Annotated in this window: 13 protein-coding genes; 8 read left to right on the forward strand and 5 right to left on the reverse strand. The window is 42.4% G+C overall.

The window, feature by feature from the left end:
* Nucleotides 1–212 precede the first annotated feature (212 nt).
* Together EZV76_RS14945 and EZV76_RS14950 are read left to right on the forward strand one after the other, a co-directional pair.
* The gene (locus EZV76_RS14945) at nucleotides 213–3065 is read left to right on the forward strand and encodes a TonB-dependent receptor (protein WP_136567374.1); all 2853 of its coding nucleotides are present in this window, start codon (nucleotides 213–215) and stop codon (nucleotides 3063–3065) included.
* 102 nt (nucleotides 3066–3167) lie between these two features.
* Nucleotides 3168–4598, forward strand: a complete 1431-nt coding sequence (locus EZV76_RS14950) for an SLC13 family permease (protein ID WP_136567375.1) — start codon at nucleotides 3168–3170, stop codon at nucleotides 4596–4598.
* 505 nt (nucleotides 4599–5103) lie between these two features.
* On the opposite strand, the gene EZV76_RS14955 is transcribed toward EZV76_RS14950, so the two are convergent.
* On the reverse strand, nucleotides 5104–5835 hold the full coding sequence (locus tag EZV76_RS14955) for a hypothetical protein (protein WP_136567376.1): 732 nt from the start codon (nucleotides 5833–5835) through the stop codon (nucleotides 5104–5106).
* Between the two features lie 266 nt (nucleotides 5836–6101).
* Here EZV76_RS14955 and EZV76_RS14960 point away from each other — a divergent pair, with 266 nt between their 5' ends.
* From EZV76_RS14960 to EZV76_RS14985, 6 genes are all read left to right on the forward strand, one after another.
* The gene (locus tag EZV76_RS14960; RefSeq protein WP_136567377.1) at nucleotides 6102–8600 is read left to right on the forward strand and encodes a zinc-dependent metalloprotease; all 2499 of its coding nucleotides are present in this window, start codon (nucleotides 6102–6104) and stop codon (nucleotides 8598–8600) included.
* Nucleotides 8601–8776: 176 nt separating this feature from the next.
* Nucleotides 8777–8965 (forward strand): hypothetical protein, encoded by a 189-nt coding sequence (locus EZV76_RS14965; protein ID WP_136567378.1) that lies wholly within the window; start codon nucleotides 8777–8779, stop codon nucleotides 8963–8965.
* 106 nt (nucleotides 8966–9071) lie between these two features.
* Complete coding sequence (locus EZV76_RS14970) at nucleotides 9072–9518, forward strand: DUF4890 domain-containing protein (protein WP_136567379.1); 447 nt, start codon at nucleotides 9072–9074, stop codon at nucleotides 9516–9518.
* A gap of 170 nt (nucleotides 9519–9688) precedes the next feature.
* Nucleotides 9689–10504 (forward strand): SH3 domain-containing protein, encoded by an 816-nt coding sequence (locus tag EZV76_RS14975; protein ID WP_136567380.1) that lies wholly within the window; start codon nucleotides 9689–9691, stop codon nucleotides 10502–10504.
* 127 nt (nucleotides 10505–10631) lie between these two features.
* Nucleotides 10632–11231 (forward strand): transcriptional regulator, encoded by a 600-nt coding sequence (locus EZV76_RS14980; RefSeq protein WP_136567381.1) that lies wholly within the window; start codon nucleotides 10632–10634, stop codon nucleotides 11229–11231.
* The gene (locus tag EZV76_RS14985; protein ID WP_136567382.1) at nucleotides 11228–11950 is read left to right on the forward strand and encodes a DUF3307 domain-containing protein; all 723 of its coding nucleotides are present in this window, start codon (nucleotides 11228–11230) and stop codon (nucleotides 11948–11950) included. The genes EZV76_RS14980 and EZV76_RS14985 overlap by 4 nt, the downstream gene beginning before the upstream one ends.
* 98 nt (nucleotides 11951–12048) lie before the next feature.
* Here EZV76_RS14985 and EZV76_RS14990 read toward each other — a convergent pair whose 3' ends face one another.
* From EZV76_RS14990 to EZV76_RS15005, 4 genes are all read right to left on the reverse strand, one after another.
* Nucleotides 12049–12453, reverse strand: coding sequence for a DUF5367 family protein (locus EZV76_RS14990; protein WP_136567383.1), 405 nt, complete (start codon nucleotides 12451–12453; stop codon nucleotides 12049–12051).
* 129 nt (nucleotides 12454–12582) lie between these two features.
* A complete protein-coding gene (locus EZV76_RS14995) occupies nucleotides 12583–13440 on the reverse strand; it encodes a helix-turn-helix domain-containing protein (RefSeq protein ID WP_136567384.1) in 858 nt (285 codons plus the stop codon).
* Nucleotides 13441–13538: 98 nt separating this feature from the next.
* On the reverse strand, nucleotides 13539–14093 hold the full coding sequence (locus EZV76_RS15000) for an FMN-binding protein (protein ID WP_136567385.1): 555 nt from the start codon (nucleotides 14091–14093) through the stop codon (nucleotides 13539–13541).
* The gene (locus EZV76_RS15005; protein ID WP_136567386.1) at nucleotides 14077–15000 is read right to left on the reverse strand and encodes a DUF6607 family protein; all 924 of its coding nucleotides are present in this window, start codon (nucleotides 14998–15000) and stop codon (nucleotides 14077–14079) included. Before EZV76_RS15005 ends, EZV76_RS15000 begins: the two co-directional genes overlap by 17 nt.
* Nucleotides 15001–15049: the final 49 nt, after the last annotated feature.

Raw genomic sequence — 15049 nt, forward strand, 5'->3', positions numbered from 1 at the left:
ATAAAATAACTTTTCGAAAAGGACTTTTCAGAGATGATTTTGAGAAATCCTTTTCTCAATTTTAAGGCCCTTTTGGGCCTTTCTTTTTGCATCAATACACTGATATTCAACCCCTGTTTGAAAAAAAACAGTTACCTTACTGGATAATTCCTTCAAAATTTTTAAGGAATTCCAGCAGCCCCCACAATAATATCTAACTAAAATCTACTAACATGAAAAAGTTACAACTAACCTTTTTCCTAGCCCTCTTGGCTACATTAACAACCATTGCCCAAGAGGTTACAGGAACCGTTTACGATGACCAAAACATTCCCTTGCCCGGGGTATCCATTTTATTGAAAGGAACCACCATCGGTACCATTACCGATTTTGATGGAAAATATACCATTGAGGCCAGTTCCGGTGATGTGCTGGTATTTTCCTATGTTGGTTTCAACACCCAAGAAAGAACAGTAAGTGGTACATTGCTAAATGTAACCCTACAAGCTGGATTGGAACTGGAAAACGTGGTAGTAGTTGGTTCTAGAAATGCCAACCGAACCGCAACCGATACGCCTGTCCCGGTAGATGTACTCGATGTTACCGAACTAGTACAATCTGCACCACAGGTAACCGTTACCGAAATCCTTAACTATGCCGCTCCCTCCTTTACCTCCAACCCACAAAGTATTTCGGATGGAACGGACCATATTGCCCCCGCGGCCCTTCGTGGACTTGGGCCTGACCAGGTACTGGTGCTTATCAATGGAAAAAGAAGACATAAAACTGGATTGGTAAACGTAAATGGAACCTTTGGCCGTGGTAGTGTGGGAACCGATATGACCACAATCCCCTCGAACTCCATTTCCAGGATAGAAATTTTAAGGGACGGAGCCGCAGCCCAGTACGGGTCAGATGCCATTGCCGGGGTTATCAATATCGTGCTCAAAAAAAGTGTGAACGAACTACAAGTAGATCTAACCACTGGTGCCAACTTCACGAGTGAGCATGGCCCAGACAAAAAAGTGGATGGGGAAAAGATAAACCTTGGACTTAACTATGGGCTACCCATTGGCGAGGAAGGCGGTTTCATCAATTTTACCGGTAATTTCAACTATCGGGGGTCCACCAACCGTATGCAAGAATGGGAAGGAACCATTTTTAATGCCTACAATAGCATAGAACGGGTGGCTCAAGCCGATAATTATGACATCTCCCTTCTGTTGGATGATGACCTTGCCGATATCTTTCAATATGCTGGATCAGCAGGAATTACACTAAACGGTGATGAGACCAAAGAAGAACTGCAAGGTATTTTAAGTGCAGACGCCACCGAATCAGAACTTTCTGCCAGAGGGCTTCAACGTAGCGATTTTAATATGCAAGTAGGGCAATCCGAAATACGCGGTGCCCAATTCTTCGCCAACCTTTCTATTCCGCTTGGAGAAAATCTGGAGCTTTATGGATTCGGCGGCCTTAGTTTCAAAACAGGGTCTGCCGCTGGGTTTTATCGTTTGCCCAACCAATCCAGAACCTATACACCTGCCTATCTGAATGGTTTTTTACCAGAAATCAATTCGAATATAACGGACCAATCAGCAGCTTTTGGCATCAAAGGCATGTTGGGAGATTGGAATGTGGATTTTAGCAATTCGTATGGCAAAAATGAGTTTTTGTACCGAATCACCAATTCCAATAATGCATCCTTGGCCAACTCCACCCCTTTTGAGGCAGATTCAGGTGGCTTTAACTATAGTGAGAATACCACCAATTTTGATATGAGTCAGTTTTTTGATGATATCCTGGCTGGACTCAATATTGCGTTCGGGGCGGAGTATCGGGTAGAAAATTATGCCATTGTTGCTGGGGAAGAGGCTTCGTATGCCCAATACAACACCCAAGGTAACGTTCATGACCCTCTTGACCCTGACTCTTCGGTGCCCGCAGACTTTTTTGGGAGTTCAAGACCCGGTGGTATTCAGGTGTTTCCTGGATTTAAGCCAGACAATGAAGTAGATGCGTTTAGAAATACCATTGCTGGGTATTTTGATGTTGAGGCCGACTTCACCGAATCAATTTTGGTAAGTGGTGCTGTTCGGTATGAAAACTTTTCCGACTTTGGGGGAACCTTGAACTTTAAATTGGCTTCCAGAATCAAAGCTTCGGAGAATTTCAATATACGTGGTGGTCTTCAAACTGGTTTTAGGGCTCCCTCATTACATCAAATCCATTACAGTTCCACTTCCACCTTATTTGTTGACGGAATCCCCAACGAGGTAGGTATTTTCCCAAATACTTCCAGAGTGGCCCGCCTGTTGGGTATTGAGCCCCTCAAAGAAGAGACATCGTTTGGGGTAACTGCGGGTTTTACGGCCCGTATACCCACAGCCAACCTTAAAATCACCTTGGACGGGTATTTGATCAATATTGATGACAGGGTAATCCTAACCGGGCAATTTGATGACAATGGAAACGCCGAGCTGGCCAATTTGTTCCAACAAGCCAATGCCACGCAAGCGGCCTTCTTTGCCAACTCTGTGGACACCCAAACCAAAGGATTGGATTTGGTAGTTGACCATAAGGTAACCTTATCAGATGACATCTCTTTGACCAATACACTAGCCTTTACTTTTTCTAAAACCAGTGTAGAAAATATTAAGGTCCCCACGGCCATTGCCAACGCAGGGTTAAGTGACACCTATTTTGACCCCACCAGTAGAATTTATCTGGAAGGTGCTGTTCCAACCACAAAAGGGAACCTATCCCACAACCTTAAGGTTGGGGAAAACTGGAGCTTTTTCTTGCGAAATGGGTACTTTGGTGAAGTAGAGGAGGCCACCAACAATGATGACCCAACGGTTGATACAACCTTTGGTGGAAAGATCATTACCGACCTTACTGTAGGCTATGATTTTTCAAGTAACCTAAGACTTACCATTGGTGCCAATAACCTCCTAGATGTGTATCCCGATGAAAATGATCCGGCCTTTAGATCGGATGGTAGATTTATTTATTCCAGACGATCCGTACAGTTTGGCACAAATGGCCGACATATTTTTGGAAGGCTCACATTCAAAATAAAATAGTTCATCGTTCACATAAAAGAAAGCCCCAAAACTTTTGGGGCTTTTTTATTGAATAAAAACTGATTTTTAAATTTTCACAAAAAAGCATAGCTTAGGACCTTAATGGAACTAAGCAAAAGATTGGGGCTTATTTTGGGGCCCGTCGCTTTTTTTATCTTAAACTATCTACCTGTAGTGCTCATCTCCGAAAAAGGGGATGCGGTTATTTCCGTTGCTGTGTGGATGCTCATTTGGTGGATTACCGAAGCGGTTTCCATTTCCGTGACAGCACTATTGCCCTTGCTTCTCCTACCCATTCTAAAAATACTGCCCATTGCAGAGGTGGGCGCCAATTATGGAAGTCCCATTGTTTTTCTCTTTTTTGGTGGATTTGTGATGGCACTTGCTTTGGAAAAGGTAAACCTGCACAGGCGCATTGCCCTGAACATCATTAAACTGACCGGAACCACGCCCAATAAGGTGATCTTGGGTTTTATGATCGCGACAGGCTCATTGAGTATGTGGATCAGCAATACGGCCAGTACAGTGGTAATGTTGCCCATTGCTCTGTCCGTCATCAATCTATTGATCAATGACGAGGATGGGTTTACCAAGAACGATCAAAATTTTGCCTTGAGCGTTATGCTGGGTATAGCTTTTTCGGCCAATGCTGGTGGAATTGCCACCGTAATCGGAACGCCACCCAATTCAGTCCTGATTGGACTCCTGGAGAACGAATACAATACTGAAATCTCTTTTCTTAAATGGATGACCATTGGCCTACCCTTTTCCATTGTAATGATTGGTATTTGCTACTTGGTTTTGGTGAAATGGATGTTTCCCAACAGGGATTTAAAGTTCAATGCCTCCAAAGAAGTGATACATTCAGAATTGGAGAAATTGGGACCCACTTCGGGAAAAGAAAAATTGGTACTTGCCATTTTTGCCGTCACTGTTTTTCTTTGGATTTTCAGGACTCTTTTCAACAGTATTTTTCCCAACCTTGGCCTTACCGATACCATGATCAGTATTTTTGCCGCCATTGCGTTGTTTTCCATCCCTTACAACCTCAAAAAGGGAGATTTTATCATTGAATGGAAAGATACCAGCAAATTGGCTTGGGGGATACTGATCCTGTTTGGAGGTGGGCTGGCACTGGCCCAAGGCATGTCTAGCAGTGGTATTGTGGATATGGTGGCGAATGCCATTGCGAAAAGCGAGATAAGCATTCTTTTGACCGCTTCCTTACTAATCTTTTTGATGTTGTTCATGACGGAACTGATGAGCAATGTGGCCCTTGTAGCTGTTTTAGCCCCAGTGGTTGCTGGTATTGCCATTGGTCTTGACATTCCAATCCTCTACCTTTTGATACCTGTTACCATAGCCAGTAGTTGCGCCTTTATGTTACCTATGGCCACACCGCCCAACGCCATTGTCTTTGCCAGTGGTCACGTAAAGATTGCCCAAATGGCCCGAGTAGGCATTATACTGAATCTGATTGCTGTATTGCTTTTAGTTTTGGTATTCAAGTTTGTGATTCCAGTATTGTTCTAAAAAAACAATGCCCCTCCGGTTGGAAGGGCATCGACAAACTAACTAACTCAAAAAAATAGTAAGAAACTAACTCAACTCTCTTCTATGCTATACTTTTAAAAACCCCTTCAGTACCTCTTGTCATTTTTCATCATCCATTCTACAGTGGAAAAATTTAAAAGCGACGTCGTATGCTTGATGACGCCTATTTTCAATTACACTACAAAGATATAACCCCAAATAGTGAAGATTATTATAATTAGATTTTTGTTAACGCTGTAGGAAAATTGGTGCTTAAATCATTTTTTCAACCGGTCTCTCCTTTTTTTATGAAACCATTGCCTGTGTCCATCAAATTTTATGGATTCGTTGGAATGAACGCACTTTCATTGTCTTTTTTATATTAAAAATACTTATGTTATATTTTTGTTAATCAATCCATTACGATGCTTTTCTTGAATTTAAAAGGCCCTCCAAAAGAGAGCCTTTTCCAATTCAAAAATTGTAAAATGAAAACCAACTCATTTTACTTCGCCTGACCTGCGTAAGGATCGAAGTTTTGGGGCAAGTACTTTGAAGTATCAAAACCCAAGTCTATTTCCTCATCTTCAACATAGTTGACAGATGCAATTTCAATAACATTGGTATAAGGATCAAAACCTTCAGGAAGCATATACTCTACATCCAATCCAAGTTCCAATTCTACCTCATCCTCCATGTAGGCTATGGCGTTCAAATCCACATAGACTTGATAAGGAGAGAACCCTTCAGGGAGATAATCCCAAGTATTGAACCCAAGTTCCAATTCTTCTTCCTCCATAAAATTAATGCTATGAACATCCACTACCTCGGTATAAGGATTAAAGCCTTCTGGCAAATAATTGTGAGTATTGAACCCCAAATCCAATTCAACTTCGCTTTCAAGGTATATAATGGAATTCAAATCAAAATAGGTTTCGTAGGGATTAAAGCCCCTGGGGAGATACTCTGAAGTATTAAACCCTAGGTCTATGTCCATTTCATCCTCCACGAACTCAATTTCGTCCAAATTCAGTTCATAAAATCCTTCATTTGTTCCTTCAGAGAAATCAAAGGAGGTTTCATACCAATCAGCATTTAGGTTCAATGCTGTAAAGCTGTTTTCAAAGGTGCTTGTGGTCTCCGATTCTGATTGTTGGACCACACTGGGTTGCTGGTCTGCTGCTATGGCCGTACTACTTAAAAGTACACATCCATAAATTAATAATAACTTGTTCATTTTTGATTGAATTTTTTGATTGATGATATGCTTATAAGACGGCCCAAATTTCAAATTGTTACAGTCGTTTAGATTTTTTTAGCAAATTGAGACCCCCTTTCAGCCCAGCTATAGTTGGGGTTTCCACGGGAAGCATCAGTAAAACGCAGGACTCCGAAAGATTGAGGCTTTTCACAAAAAAAGTGAGCATTAATATTTATTTAACAGTCCTTTTTATTCATTTTTTAGTTCTTTGGCTTTACGGCTATATACAAACCAATGTGAAAATGATCAAAAAACTACTTCCTCAGCTAATCGTTTTATTTGTTTTATTGGGTGCTTTTCAATCTGCAGAAGCGCAACTTTTCAAAAAGAAAAAAAAGGACACCGAACAAAAAAAAGAAGACAAACCAAAACCGGGGGATATTCAACCTTATGACAAAGTGATTACCAAAGAGGCCAAAACCGACGAAGGTCTTTTTAGCGTTCATGAAGTAGAGGATAAATATTACTACGAAATTCCAGATTCACTTTTTAGCAGGGAAATGCTCATGGTGAGTCGTATTTCCAAGACCGCCACCGGAATAGGTTTTGGTGGAGGCAAGATCAACACACAAGTATTACGTTGGGAAAAGAAACCCAAAAAGGTATTGCTCCGGGTAATTTCCTACGGAAATGTTGCTGCGGACTCATTACCTGTACACGAAGCGGTGGTCAACTCTAATTTTGAACCCGTACTTTTTGCCTTCGATATAAAGGCATTCAACAAAAAAGATTCCTTGAACCCAGCAACGGTAATTGAGGTTGATCCACTTTTCAGTAAAGATGTAAATGCTCTTGGCATGCCCGATGGGTATCGCAAGCAGTATAAGATAAGCAGAATGGATGGTGATCGTAGCTTCATCGAATCCATTAAAAGCTACCCATTGAACATAGAGGCACGCCACGTAAAAACCTACATGGCGGGAGAACCACCCAGCAATCAAAGTACAGGTTCCATTTCTGTAGAGATCAACAATTCCATGATTCTACTGCCCAAAGAGCCTATGAAACGTAGGTATTTTGATGAACGCGTAGGTTGGTTTGCCAGAGGCCAAGTGGATTATGGTTTGGATGCCCAAGAAAGCAAGACGGTTCGCTATTTGGATCGTTGGCGCTTGGAAGTGAAAGATGAGGATATTGAAAAATACAAAGCCGGTGAATTGGTGGAGCCCAAAAAACCTATCGTGTATTATGTGGACCGTGCTACTCCAAAAGAGTGGGTTCCATACATTAAACAGGGTATAGAGGATTGGCAAGTAGCTTTTGAGGAAGCAGGTTTTAAAAATGCCATCATTGCCAAAGACCCTCCCACCAAGGAGGAAGACCCAGAATGGTCTCCAGAGGATGTACGTTATTCGGTGGTCCGGTATTTGGCCTCCCCTATCCCCAACGCCAATGGTCCGCACGTAAGCGACCCTAGGAGCGGGGAGATTTTGGAATCCGACATCAACTGGTACCACAACGTCATGAGTTTATTGCGTAATTGGTTTTTTGTCCAAACGGCAGCTATCAATCCCAATGCTCGTAGCGTACAGTTCAAAGAAGATATTATGGGTAGACTGATACGCTTCGTTTCTGCCCATGAGGTGGGACACACCCTTGGACTTCCCCACAACATGGGAAGTAGTGTGGCTTATCCTGTGGATTCACTCCGTTCCGCAAGCTTTACCAAAAAATACGGTACGGCACCCGCCATCATGGACTATGCCCGATTCAACTACGTGGCCCAGCCGGGTGATGAAGGCGTGGCCCTTATGCCCAATATTGGCATATACGACAAATATGCCATTCGATGGGGGTACAAGCCTATTTTGGACAAATCGGCCGAAGAAGAAAAACCCATCCTGAACAGTTGGATCAGGGCACATGAGAACGACCCTATGTACCGATTTGGACATCAACAAATTGGGGATATCCATGACCCGAGCTCACAAACAGAAGATTTAGGTGACGATGCGGTAAAAGCCAGTTTATACGGTATTGCCAATCTTAAGCGTATTGTACCCAATCTTATGGCATGGACCACGGAGGATGGCAAGGATTACGAAGACCTGGAAACCATGTACGGGCAGATCATTGCGCAGTTCCAAAGATATATGGGGCATGTGTCCAATAATATCGGGGGAGTATACGAATACCACAAAACTGCCGATCAAGAAGGCGCCGTATATACCCATGTAGACCGAGAACACCAAAAAAATTGCATGGACTTTCTACAAGAGCAGCTCTTTGAAACCCCTGAATGGTTATTGGATCAGAACATTATCAATAAAATCCAATATTCGGGCTCGGTAGACCGTATCCGTGCCATGCAAGTACGCTACTTGAACACGGTTCTGCATTTGGGCAAATTGGCCCGAATCATAGAAAATGAGACCATCAATGGCAATAATGCCTATGGGTTATTGGAAATGATGCGTGACCTTCGTAGGGGAATCTGGTCCGAAACCCGAAGTGGAAAGGCTATTGATACGTATAGAAGGAACCTTCAGAAAGCCCATATCGATCGTTTGGAATACTTGATGACCGCAGATAATTTGGGTAAGCTTCCTGATTTTGGAGGTTATCAAAAATCGACGGTGGTCAATACCAGTCAGTCTGATATTCGTTCCGTGGCCAGGGCCGAACTCAACAATTTGAAAAGCGATATCCGAGGTGGTCTTGGTAGAATTTCAGATACGATGAGCCGGTACCACCTTCAAGATGCCTTGGAACGCATTGATATGATTTTGGAACCAAAATAGCCGCAATCTTTTTGTAAGAATTTACTTTGGAAATGGGTTCTTGAGAGGTAAACTGTCCATTTTATCGGTTATACCATACATTTCATCCCGTTCACATCTAAAACGAGGCGTTTCGCAACATATCATGGAGTTTGATATTTGGATTAACTACTTTAGTAGTCCCAAATCTCAAAATCATGACCTACAAAACAAAAAGCCTTATCTATTTTTCGTGCTTTGTAGTTGCCTCCTTGATGTACTACCAAATTGAGCAACAAGACGAGTTCCAAGAGCACATTAATTCCGAAACCTTCGTAGAGGCAGAGTTCCAGGATGAAATGGAACCTGAAAACCCACAACTTGATTTTGAGGAAGATCAAAAGTGATTTCCCTTTGACCCACTACTGTTAAAAGCTTCACAATTGTTGTTTTAGTGATTAAACCATGGAACAAAACCTTTGTCCAAGGAACAAATCATTAAAATTTAAACATATGAAACGATTCGCAGTATTGATGGCACTATTGGTAAGCCTTGGTGCCATGGCGCAAAAGCAAAATGGTCATAAAATGCACAAAGGCCCTAAAATGGACATGACTCCAGAACAGATGGCCACGCTCCAGACCAAAAAAATGACATTGGCCCTTGATTTGACCAATGCCCAGCAACAAAAGGTCATGAAAATACATCTGGATGAGGCACAGTTCAGAAAAGCCAAGTGGGAAGAAATGAAAGCCAAAAAAGAAAGTGGCGAATGGACAAAACCCACTTCCGATGAGCGGTTTGAAATGGAAAACGCCCGATTGGACCGTCAAATCGCTCATCAGGAAAAAATGAAAGAGGTATTGAACGATGACCAATACCAAACCTGGAAGAAAATGAGAAAACATAAAGCCATGCATGGCAAAAAGAAAATGCAGGAGAGAGGAAGAAGAGGATAGTGTTTTTTGTTGATTTTTTAGAAGCCGTGCCTGCCATGGACGCGGCTTCTCTGTTTGTATGAATCTGTTCGCCCTTTTCGCATGACCCGTAAACCATTCCCATATTTCTGGCCGTATATATAAAGACCTCCCTAAGAACTGCCTTAGTCTAATCTTTAAAATTTACAATCATGAAGGCACGTTTTTATATCACACTACTCATTTCCATCTTTACATTTTCTTTCATTTTTTCGCAGCACAGCCCTGAGCATGATGGTTTCGGTGAATTTCAACCCGGTCAACAGGTCTATGTCTTTGGCAATGAGGCACAACTGAGGACAGCTCCGGACACCTCCTCGGACGTTTTACAGAAACTTAAAATCGGGGAATGGGTAAAAATCATTGAAATAACCCCAAATTCTTGGCCTTACAACGGTTTTGATTCCCCGTTTTACAAAGTAAAGTACAATGAAATGACCGGGTATATCCTTGGTGGACTACTATCCATCCAAAGGAAAACCTTGAAGGGTACCCATTACTATTTTGCACTTTCCAAACAGGGAAATACTGTGTTTTTGAACATCAGGCATGTGCAGGACGGTACCTATTGGGAAAAAAAGACCCGCTTGGTCCATACCGATTTTAAGATTTCGGTCTTGGGCGATAAAGGGGTACCCAATTTAGATGGAATCCTTTTTATTGATTATATGTCCAATACCGAGGATAGGGAAAATGGAGGTATTTATTTGTTTCCCCACAACCATATGCTCACCGAAGTGGTCCAACTTTCACAAGTTTCAGACACCGGGAGTTCTTATTATTCCGAAAACCTCATCTTTCCAGATGATCACGGTGGCATCCCAGATAAAATTTTCTATAAGAAAGAGCAAGGGAAAAACTTGGATGCTTCCTCCAATTGGATACAGACTGCCGTGGAAACCCGTGAGCTAAGTTGGGTAGATGGTAAACTGATCCCCAAGTACAACGAGAAGGTCCCCAATCTTTGATCGGGGTCATTGTACAGATATCTCCCGTTATCTGCCCATAAACAGATATTTCAAATTATCTGCTATTTTACAGATATTTTTGCTTATCTGCCAATAAACAGATATTTTTACATAAACAAAGATCAAAATGGTAGGTATTCTTACGGGAGATATCAAAAACTCCACAGACCATAAGACCGCAAAGTGGTTGCCCCTTTTAAAGCAGGCCTTGGACCAATATGGGCATGAACCCCTGCAATGGGAAGTCTATCGTGGGGACAGTTTTCAACTACAGACCATTCCAGAGCAGGCCTTGGAAGCTGCAGTGTACATCAAGGCCTGCATAAAACAGATTCGGCAAATGGATGTCCGGATAGCCATAGGGTTGGGCGAAAAAACCTATGAGGCACAAAAAATTACGGAATCCAATGGGCCGGCCTTTCTATATTCGGGAAAGTGTTTTGAAAATCTCAAAAAACAGAATCTAGCCATCAAAACAGCGAATGCCCAATTTGATGACCACATCAACTTATTACTGGAATTAGCACTTTTGACCATGGACAACTGGACCCCGGCCATATCCAAAACAGTGCAAAAGGCAATTGAAAATCCCAAAATGAACCAAAAGGAACTGGCCTCCATATTGAACAAGTCACAAGGCAACATCAGCGAGGAACTCAACAAGGCCGGATTTGACGAAGTGCAAAAAATGATCCATTTTTATAGAATCCAACTCGCACAACTATGATACTGGCCCTAAAACTCATACTAGCCCATTTTATCGGGGATTTTGTTCTGCAACCTGCCCATTGGGTAGATGGTAAGCTCCAGCACAAATGGAAGTCCAAATACCTCTATTGGCATATTGGGGTGCATTTGATCACTTTGTTGGTTCTCCTGCAGTTTCAACATTTGGGGGCCGTTGCCATCATCATTGTCACCCATTACTTCATCGATATGGGAAAATTGGCCTTGACCAACGAAAAAAACTTCCGATGGCTCTTTGCAGCAGACCAAACCCTACATCTGGTGGTCCTTGGAATCGTGACACATTGGATAAGCCCTTTTGAGGTTGATGTCCTCTCCATGATTACAGAACAACATCTCCTCTTGGCCACTTTCTTGGTATTTGTCACTTTTGTGTGCGGTATTCTTATGCGGATGCTCTTGGCTCCCTACATTGATGAAATTGCACGGGACGATGAATCTGAAGAAGGGGGTTCCCTAAAAAATGCCGGGAAGTATATTGGCATGTTGGAACGGCTTTTCGTATTCGGATTCATCCTATTGCAACAATGGGCTGCCATAGGCCTGTTGATTGCGGCCAAGTCCGTGTTCCGTTTTGGCGACCTCAACAAAGGAAAAAATAGAAAACTTACCGAATATGTCCTCATTGGTACACTATTGAGTTTTGGGTTGGCCATACTATCTGGATTGGCTTATGGTCATTTAAAAGAATTGCTCTAATCAGAAAACAGGCTCTTTGGGTCTGTCTTCCCCTTTTCCTCCTAAAACCAAAATGCTACTTGTCATGATTTTGCTATTTTATGATTTGATTTCAATATCTATGTATTGACGGTTCTTCCAGATTCAGACTTCACCCTGAAATACCAAAACAGTACGGTGGTGATAATGAATTCCGTCCCTATCAACCAGAAGCCGGGTGCTGTGAAAAAACTGTAATACGAACCCCCGAACGGAGCCATTAAATAAGGCACCGTGACCAAGGCATCCATCAAGGCGCTGGTCGCGAACAACACCATGCCCAGCTTAAGACCATGGGTAGTGCCACTCTTTTGGTAGTACGTCCAGGCTCCAACCCAAACCAAGGGCAGAACAGCCAATGAAAGAATCAGATTGGCCTGAAAATCCAAATCCTTCATGATGGGAAAGAAATAGGAAAGTAAAAAAATGCTTACCCCTAAAACCCAAATGATAAGTCCGATCAATATTGCTCTAAAAAATTTCATCTTGCTATGGCTTTTTTGATTACGGGGCAAAACTAGAGCAGTACTTTATGGCCCACTTGTTCCAAAAGCAGTATGATTTGTTTGAAAAGGATTATGATGAAAAAAGGCGTGTTTTAGCAGTACAGCCTACTATTTCCGAATCTCGCTGGGCCGAAATCCATATTTTTTTGAAAATGCATTGGAAAAGGAACTCAGGCTATCATACCCTACCTGCCATGCAGTTTCTTGTACCGTAATATCTTGGTTTCGCAGCAACTCATGTGCCCTTTCCATCCGCTGGTTTTGAAGGTATTTGAAGACCGGAACACCAAAGAGTTCCTTGAAATTTTTCTTCAAGTTAAAACTGTTGAGACCGATTTCCCTCGAAAGTTCGGTAAGGGATGGAGGATTCTCCAGTTGGGCAGAAAGGATTTCCTTGGCCTGGAAAAGTTTTTCCTGTTCGGTTTTTTTGATGGAAGGCTGGTCCATCTGTGCCAGTTGTCCAAAAAAGTGCGACAGCAAGGCCGTCATCTGGCTCCGGAAGAACATCATCTTGGTCTTCCCTTCATAGGTATTATGAAAAACACCATCCACAATGGACTGCATGGCAGGGGTCATCAAAAAATGGGGACCTTCCACATAATGGTCACTGGGGTTAACCAGTTCGTTCAACATACTTGAGAACAGTTCCCCTTCCTGATTGGGCAGCTTTTCAAGGTTTCTGGGCGAAGTGGCAATTACGATACATTCCAGCGGTTTGTCCGCATGGACGGTATGCTCAAATTGCACATTTTCATCCGCATAAAAAGACAAGGCCAAGCCTTTGGTATTCTGAAAATCCTTCTGCTTTTCCCCATACTTTACAGACAAATCCACATTGCCGGAACCATAGAAGGCCACCGCTATGACGGGCTCATCAAAGGTGCAGACATCCTTGGTTTCTTTATCTAACCGCGCTTCTTCCACCAAAATGGTAAAGTCGTTGATATCTACAATGTCCCTGGTCATAGAACTGCCTTTTCCCAAAGTTAACCAGAAAGTCAATGACATTCAACAAAAAAGCCACCCATAGGTGGCCATAATTGATCGATCTAAAGTTCACTTGGTCAAAAAGTCATCTTCTCATCCAGGGTTTGCATACTTTCCAAAACTTGGCCCACGGCCAAGGTCATGGATTTTGCCGAAATGGTAGCCCCAGAAATGGCATCGATGTCCTCTCCATAAGTCAGGCTCTGTCCTGCTTTCTTGCCAATAAATTGTTTTAACCATCGCTGACTGCCTACTTGCCGTCCGTAATCTTCCCTGTAAATCAAGATCTTGGATTTTTTAATGCTCCTATCGGGATTGAACATCACCACATAATCAAAAATATTCTTCATACTTGGTGCCTGCCCCACATAAACATACCCAATGGTAGATCCCGCTTCAATGATCTTAAACAGATTTTCACCTCCCAATTCCGAAGGGGTCTGTTCATTCAACCTATTCTCCACAACAATATGCTCCAAACTGAAATCAGTAACCTCGTAGGTGGTTTGCACCGCGCTGTCTATTTTCTCTTGGAGTTTTGGCGAAATCTTTTGGGTTCCGAATCCAAAAAGTAAAAAGGCCGCAATACATGCGGCCCCACTGAGCAACTTAAACTTACTTACCCTCAGCATTTACATTTGTTTTATCTGTAATGAACTTCTTGATCATTTTGGATATTTCGGCTTTACTTGCATTCTCCTTTTCCAATTCATAAAAATGCATGAACATAGGTTTCTCATCTACCTTTTTCAACAAAGTCAAATCTCCCTTTCTATTGTACACCTTATCCCATGAAGCTCTTGCATTGGCCCAAAAATCTTTGTTCTTATCCCACCAATCTTGGGCAATCTTACACCTATCATTAGTAACTTTCTCATAAATGTTCATTCCTTTTTCTTGGGCCAGTAATACATCTTCGGCACCCTCCTTTCGAATGATCTTGTCATTGTCTTGCTCATGTACCCATCCGTACGAAGTGATTTCCTGTCGATTACCGCGCTTCATGACGTTGTAATCGCTCCTTTTGCTGTACTCTCTTCGTGGTAGGGGTGAGTCAGAGGCATTTTCCCAATAGTGCTTGCCATCATAATGTACCCATGTAGCCGAACCGGAATATCGGGGGCTGTCATCCACTTGGTACACTTTCTGCGTCCACTGCCCTTTCACGGCATCCGCAGGTAATGTTGAAAAAGTCCAATTGTTGTCCTTGTCGTAGTGGAAGATCTCCTGGTTTTCGTACAACCAATCCTGTCTCCAGTGTTTGATTACCGTAGAATCATGAATAACCAACAAATGTTGAATGGATATCTTATCATTTTCATCAATAATGGGAAGGGCCAATTCCAACGCTTTGGCCGTATAATCCAATTTTTTCTCGTAATCGATTTCAGGTGCGAAGGTCTCAGTATACTTAAATGTGATCTCGTAGCACCCGCACATATCCAATATGGCCTCTCGGTCCAATTCTTTCTTCTCTTGGGCCTTCAGAAGGGTAAAAACACCCATAAGGGCCATGGAAAGCAGCAATGATTTTTTCATAATAGTTTTCAGTTAGACGGTTAAAAATTGTGAAACAAAAATATTAAAC

Source organism: Flagellimonas alvinocaridis (genome assembly GCF_004916895.1).
Classification (GTDB): Bacteria; Bacteroidota; Bacteroidia; order Flavobacteriales; family Flavobacteriaceae; genus Flagellimonas; species Flagellimonas alvinocaridis.

What these genes read in the sequence shown, in the direction of transcription:
- EZV76_RS14945 (WP_136567374.1), top strand. Translation starts at nt 213, where the DNA reads ATGAAAAAGTTACAACTAACCTTTTTCCTAGCCCTCTTGGCTACATTA.
- EZV76_RS14950 (WP_136567375.1), top strand. Translation starts at nt 3,168, where the DNA reads ATGGAACTAAGCAAAAGATTGGGGCTTATTTTGGGGCCCGTCGCTTTT.
- EZV76_RS14955 (WP_136567376.1), bottom strand. Translation starts at nt 5,835, where the DNA reads ATGAACAAGTTATTATTAATTTATGGATGTGTACTTTTAAGTAGTACG.
- EZV76_RS14960 (WP_136567377.1), top strand. Translation starts at nt 6,102, where the DNA reads ATGATCAAAAAACTACTTCCTCAGCTAATCGTTTTATTTGTTTTATTG.
- EZV76_RS14965 (WP_136567378.1), top strand. Translation starts at nt 8,777, where the DNA reads ATGACCTACAAAACAAAAAGCCTTATCTATTTTTCGTGCTTTGTAGTT.
- EZV76_RS14970 (WP_136567379.1), top strand. Translation starts at nt 9,072, where the DNA reads ATGAAACGATTCGCAGTATTGATGGCACTATTGGTAAGCCTTGGTGCC.
- EZV76_RS14975 (WP_136567380.1), top strand. Translation starts at nt 9,689, where the DNA reads ATGAAGGCACGTTTTTATATCACACTACTCATTTCCATCTTTACATTT.
- EZV76_RS14980 (WP_136567381.1), top strand. Translation starts at nt 10,632, where the DNA reads ATGGTAGGTATTCTTACGGGAGATATCAAAAACTCCACAGACCATAAG.
- EZV76_RS14985 (WP_136567382.1), top strand. Translation starts at nt 11,228, where the DNA reads ATGATACTGGCCCTAAAACTCATACTAGCCCATTTTATCGGGGATTTT.
- EZV76_RS14990 (WP_136567383.1), bottom strand. Translation starts at nt 12,453, where the DNA reads ATGAAATTTTTTAGAGCAATATTGATCGGACTTATCATTTGGGTTTTA.
- EZV76_RS14995 (WP_136567384.1), bottom strand. Translation starts at nt 13,440, where the DNA reads ATGACCAGGGACATTGTAGATATCAACGACTTTACCATTTTGGTGGAA.
- EZV76_RS15000 (WP_136567385.1), bottom strand. Translation starts at nt 14,093, where the DNA reads ATGCTGAGGGTAAGTAAGTTTAAGTTGCTCAGTGGGGCCGCATGTATT.
- EZV76_RS15005 (WP_136567386.1), bottom strand. Translation starts at nt 15,000, where the DNA reads ATGAAAAAATCATTGCTGCTTTCCATGGCCCTTATGGGTGTTTTTACC.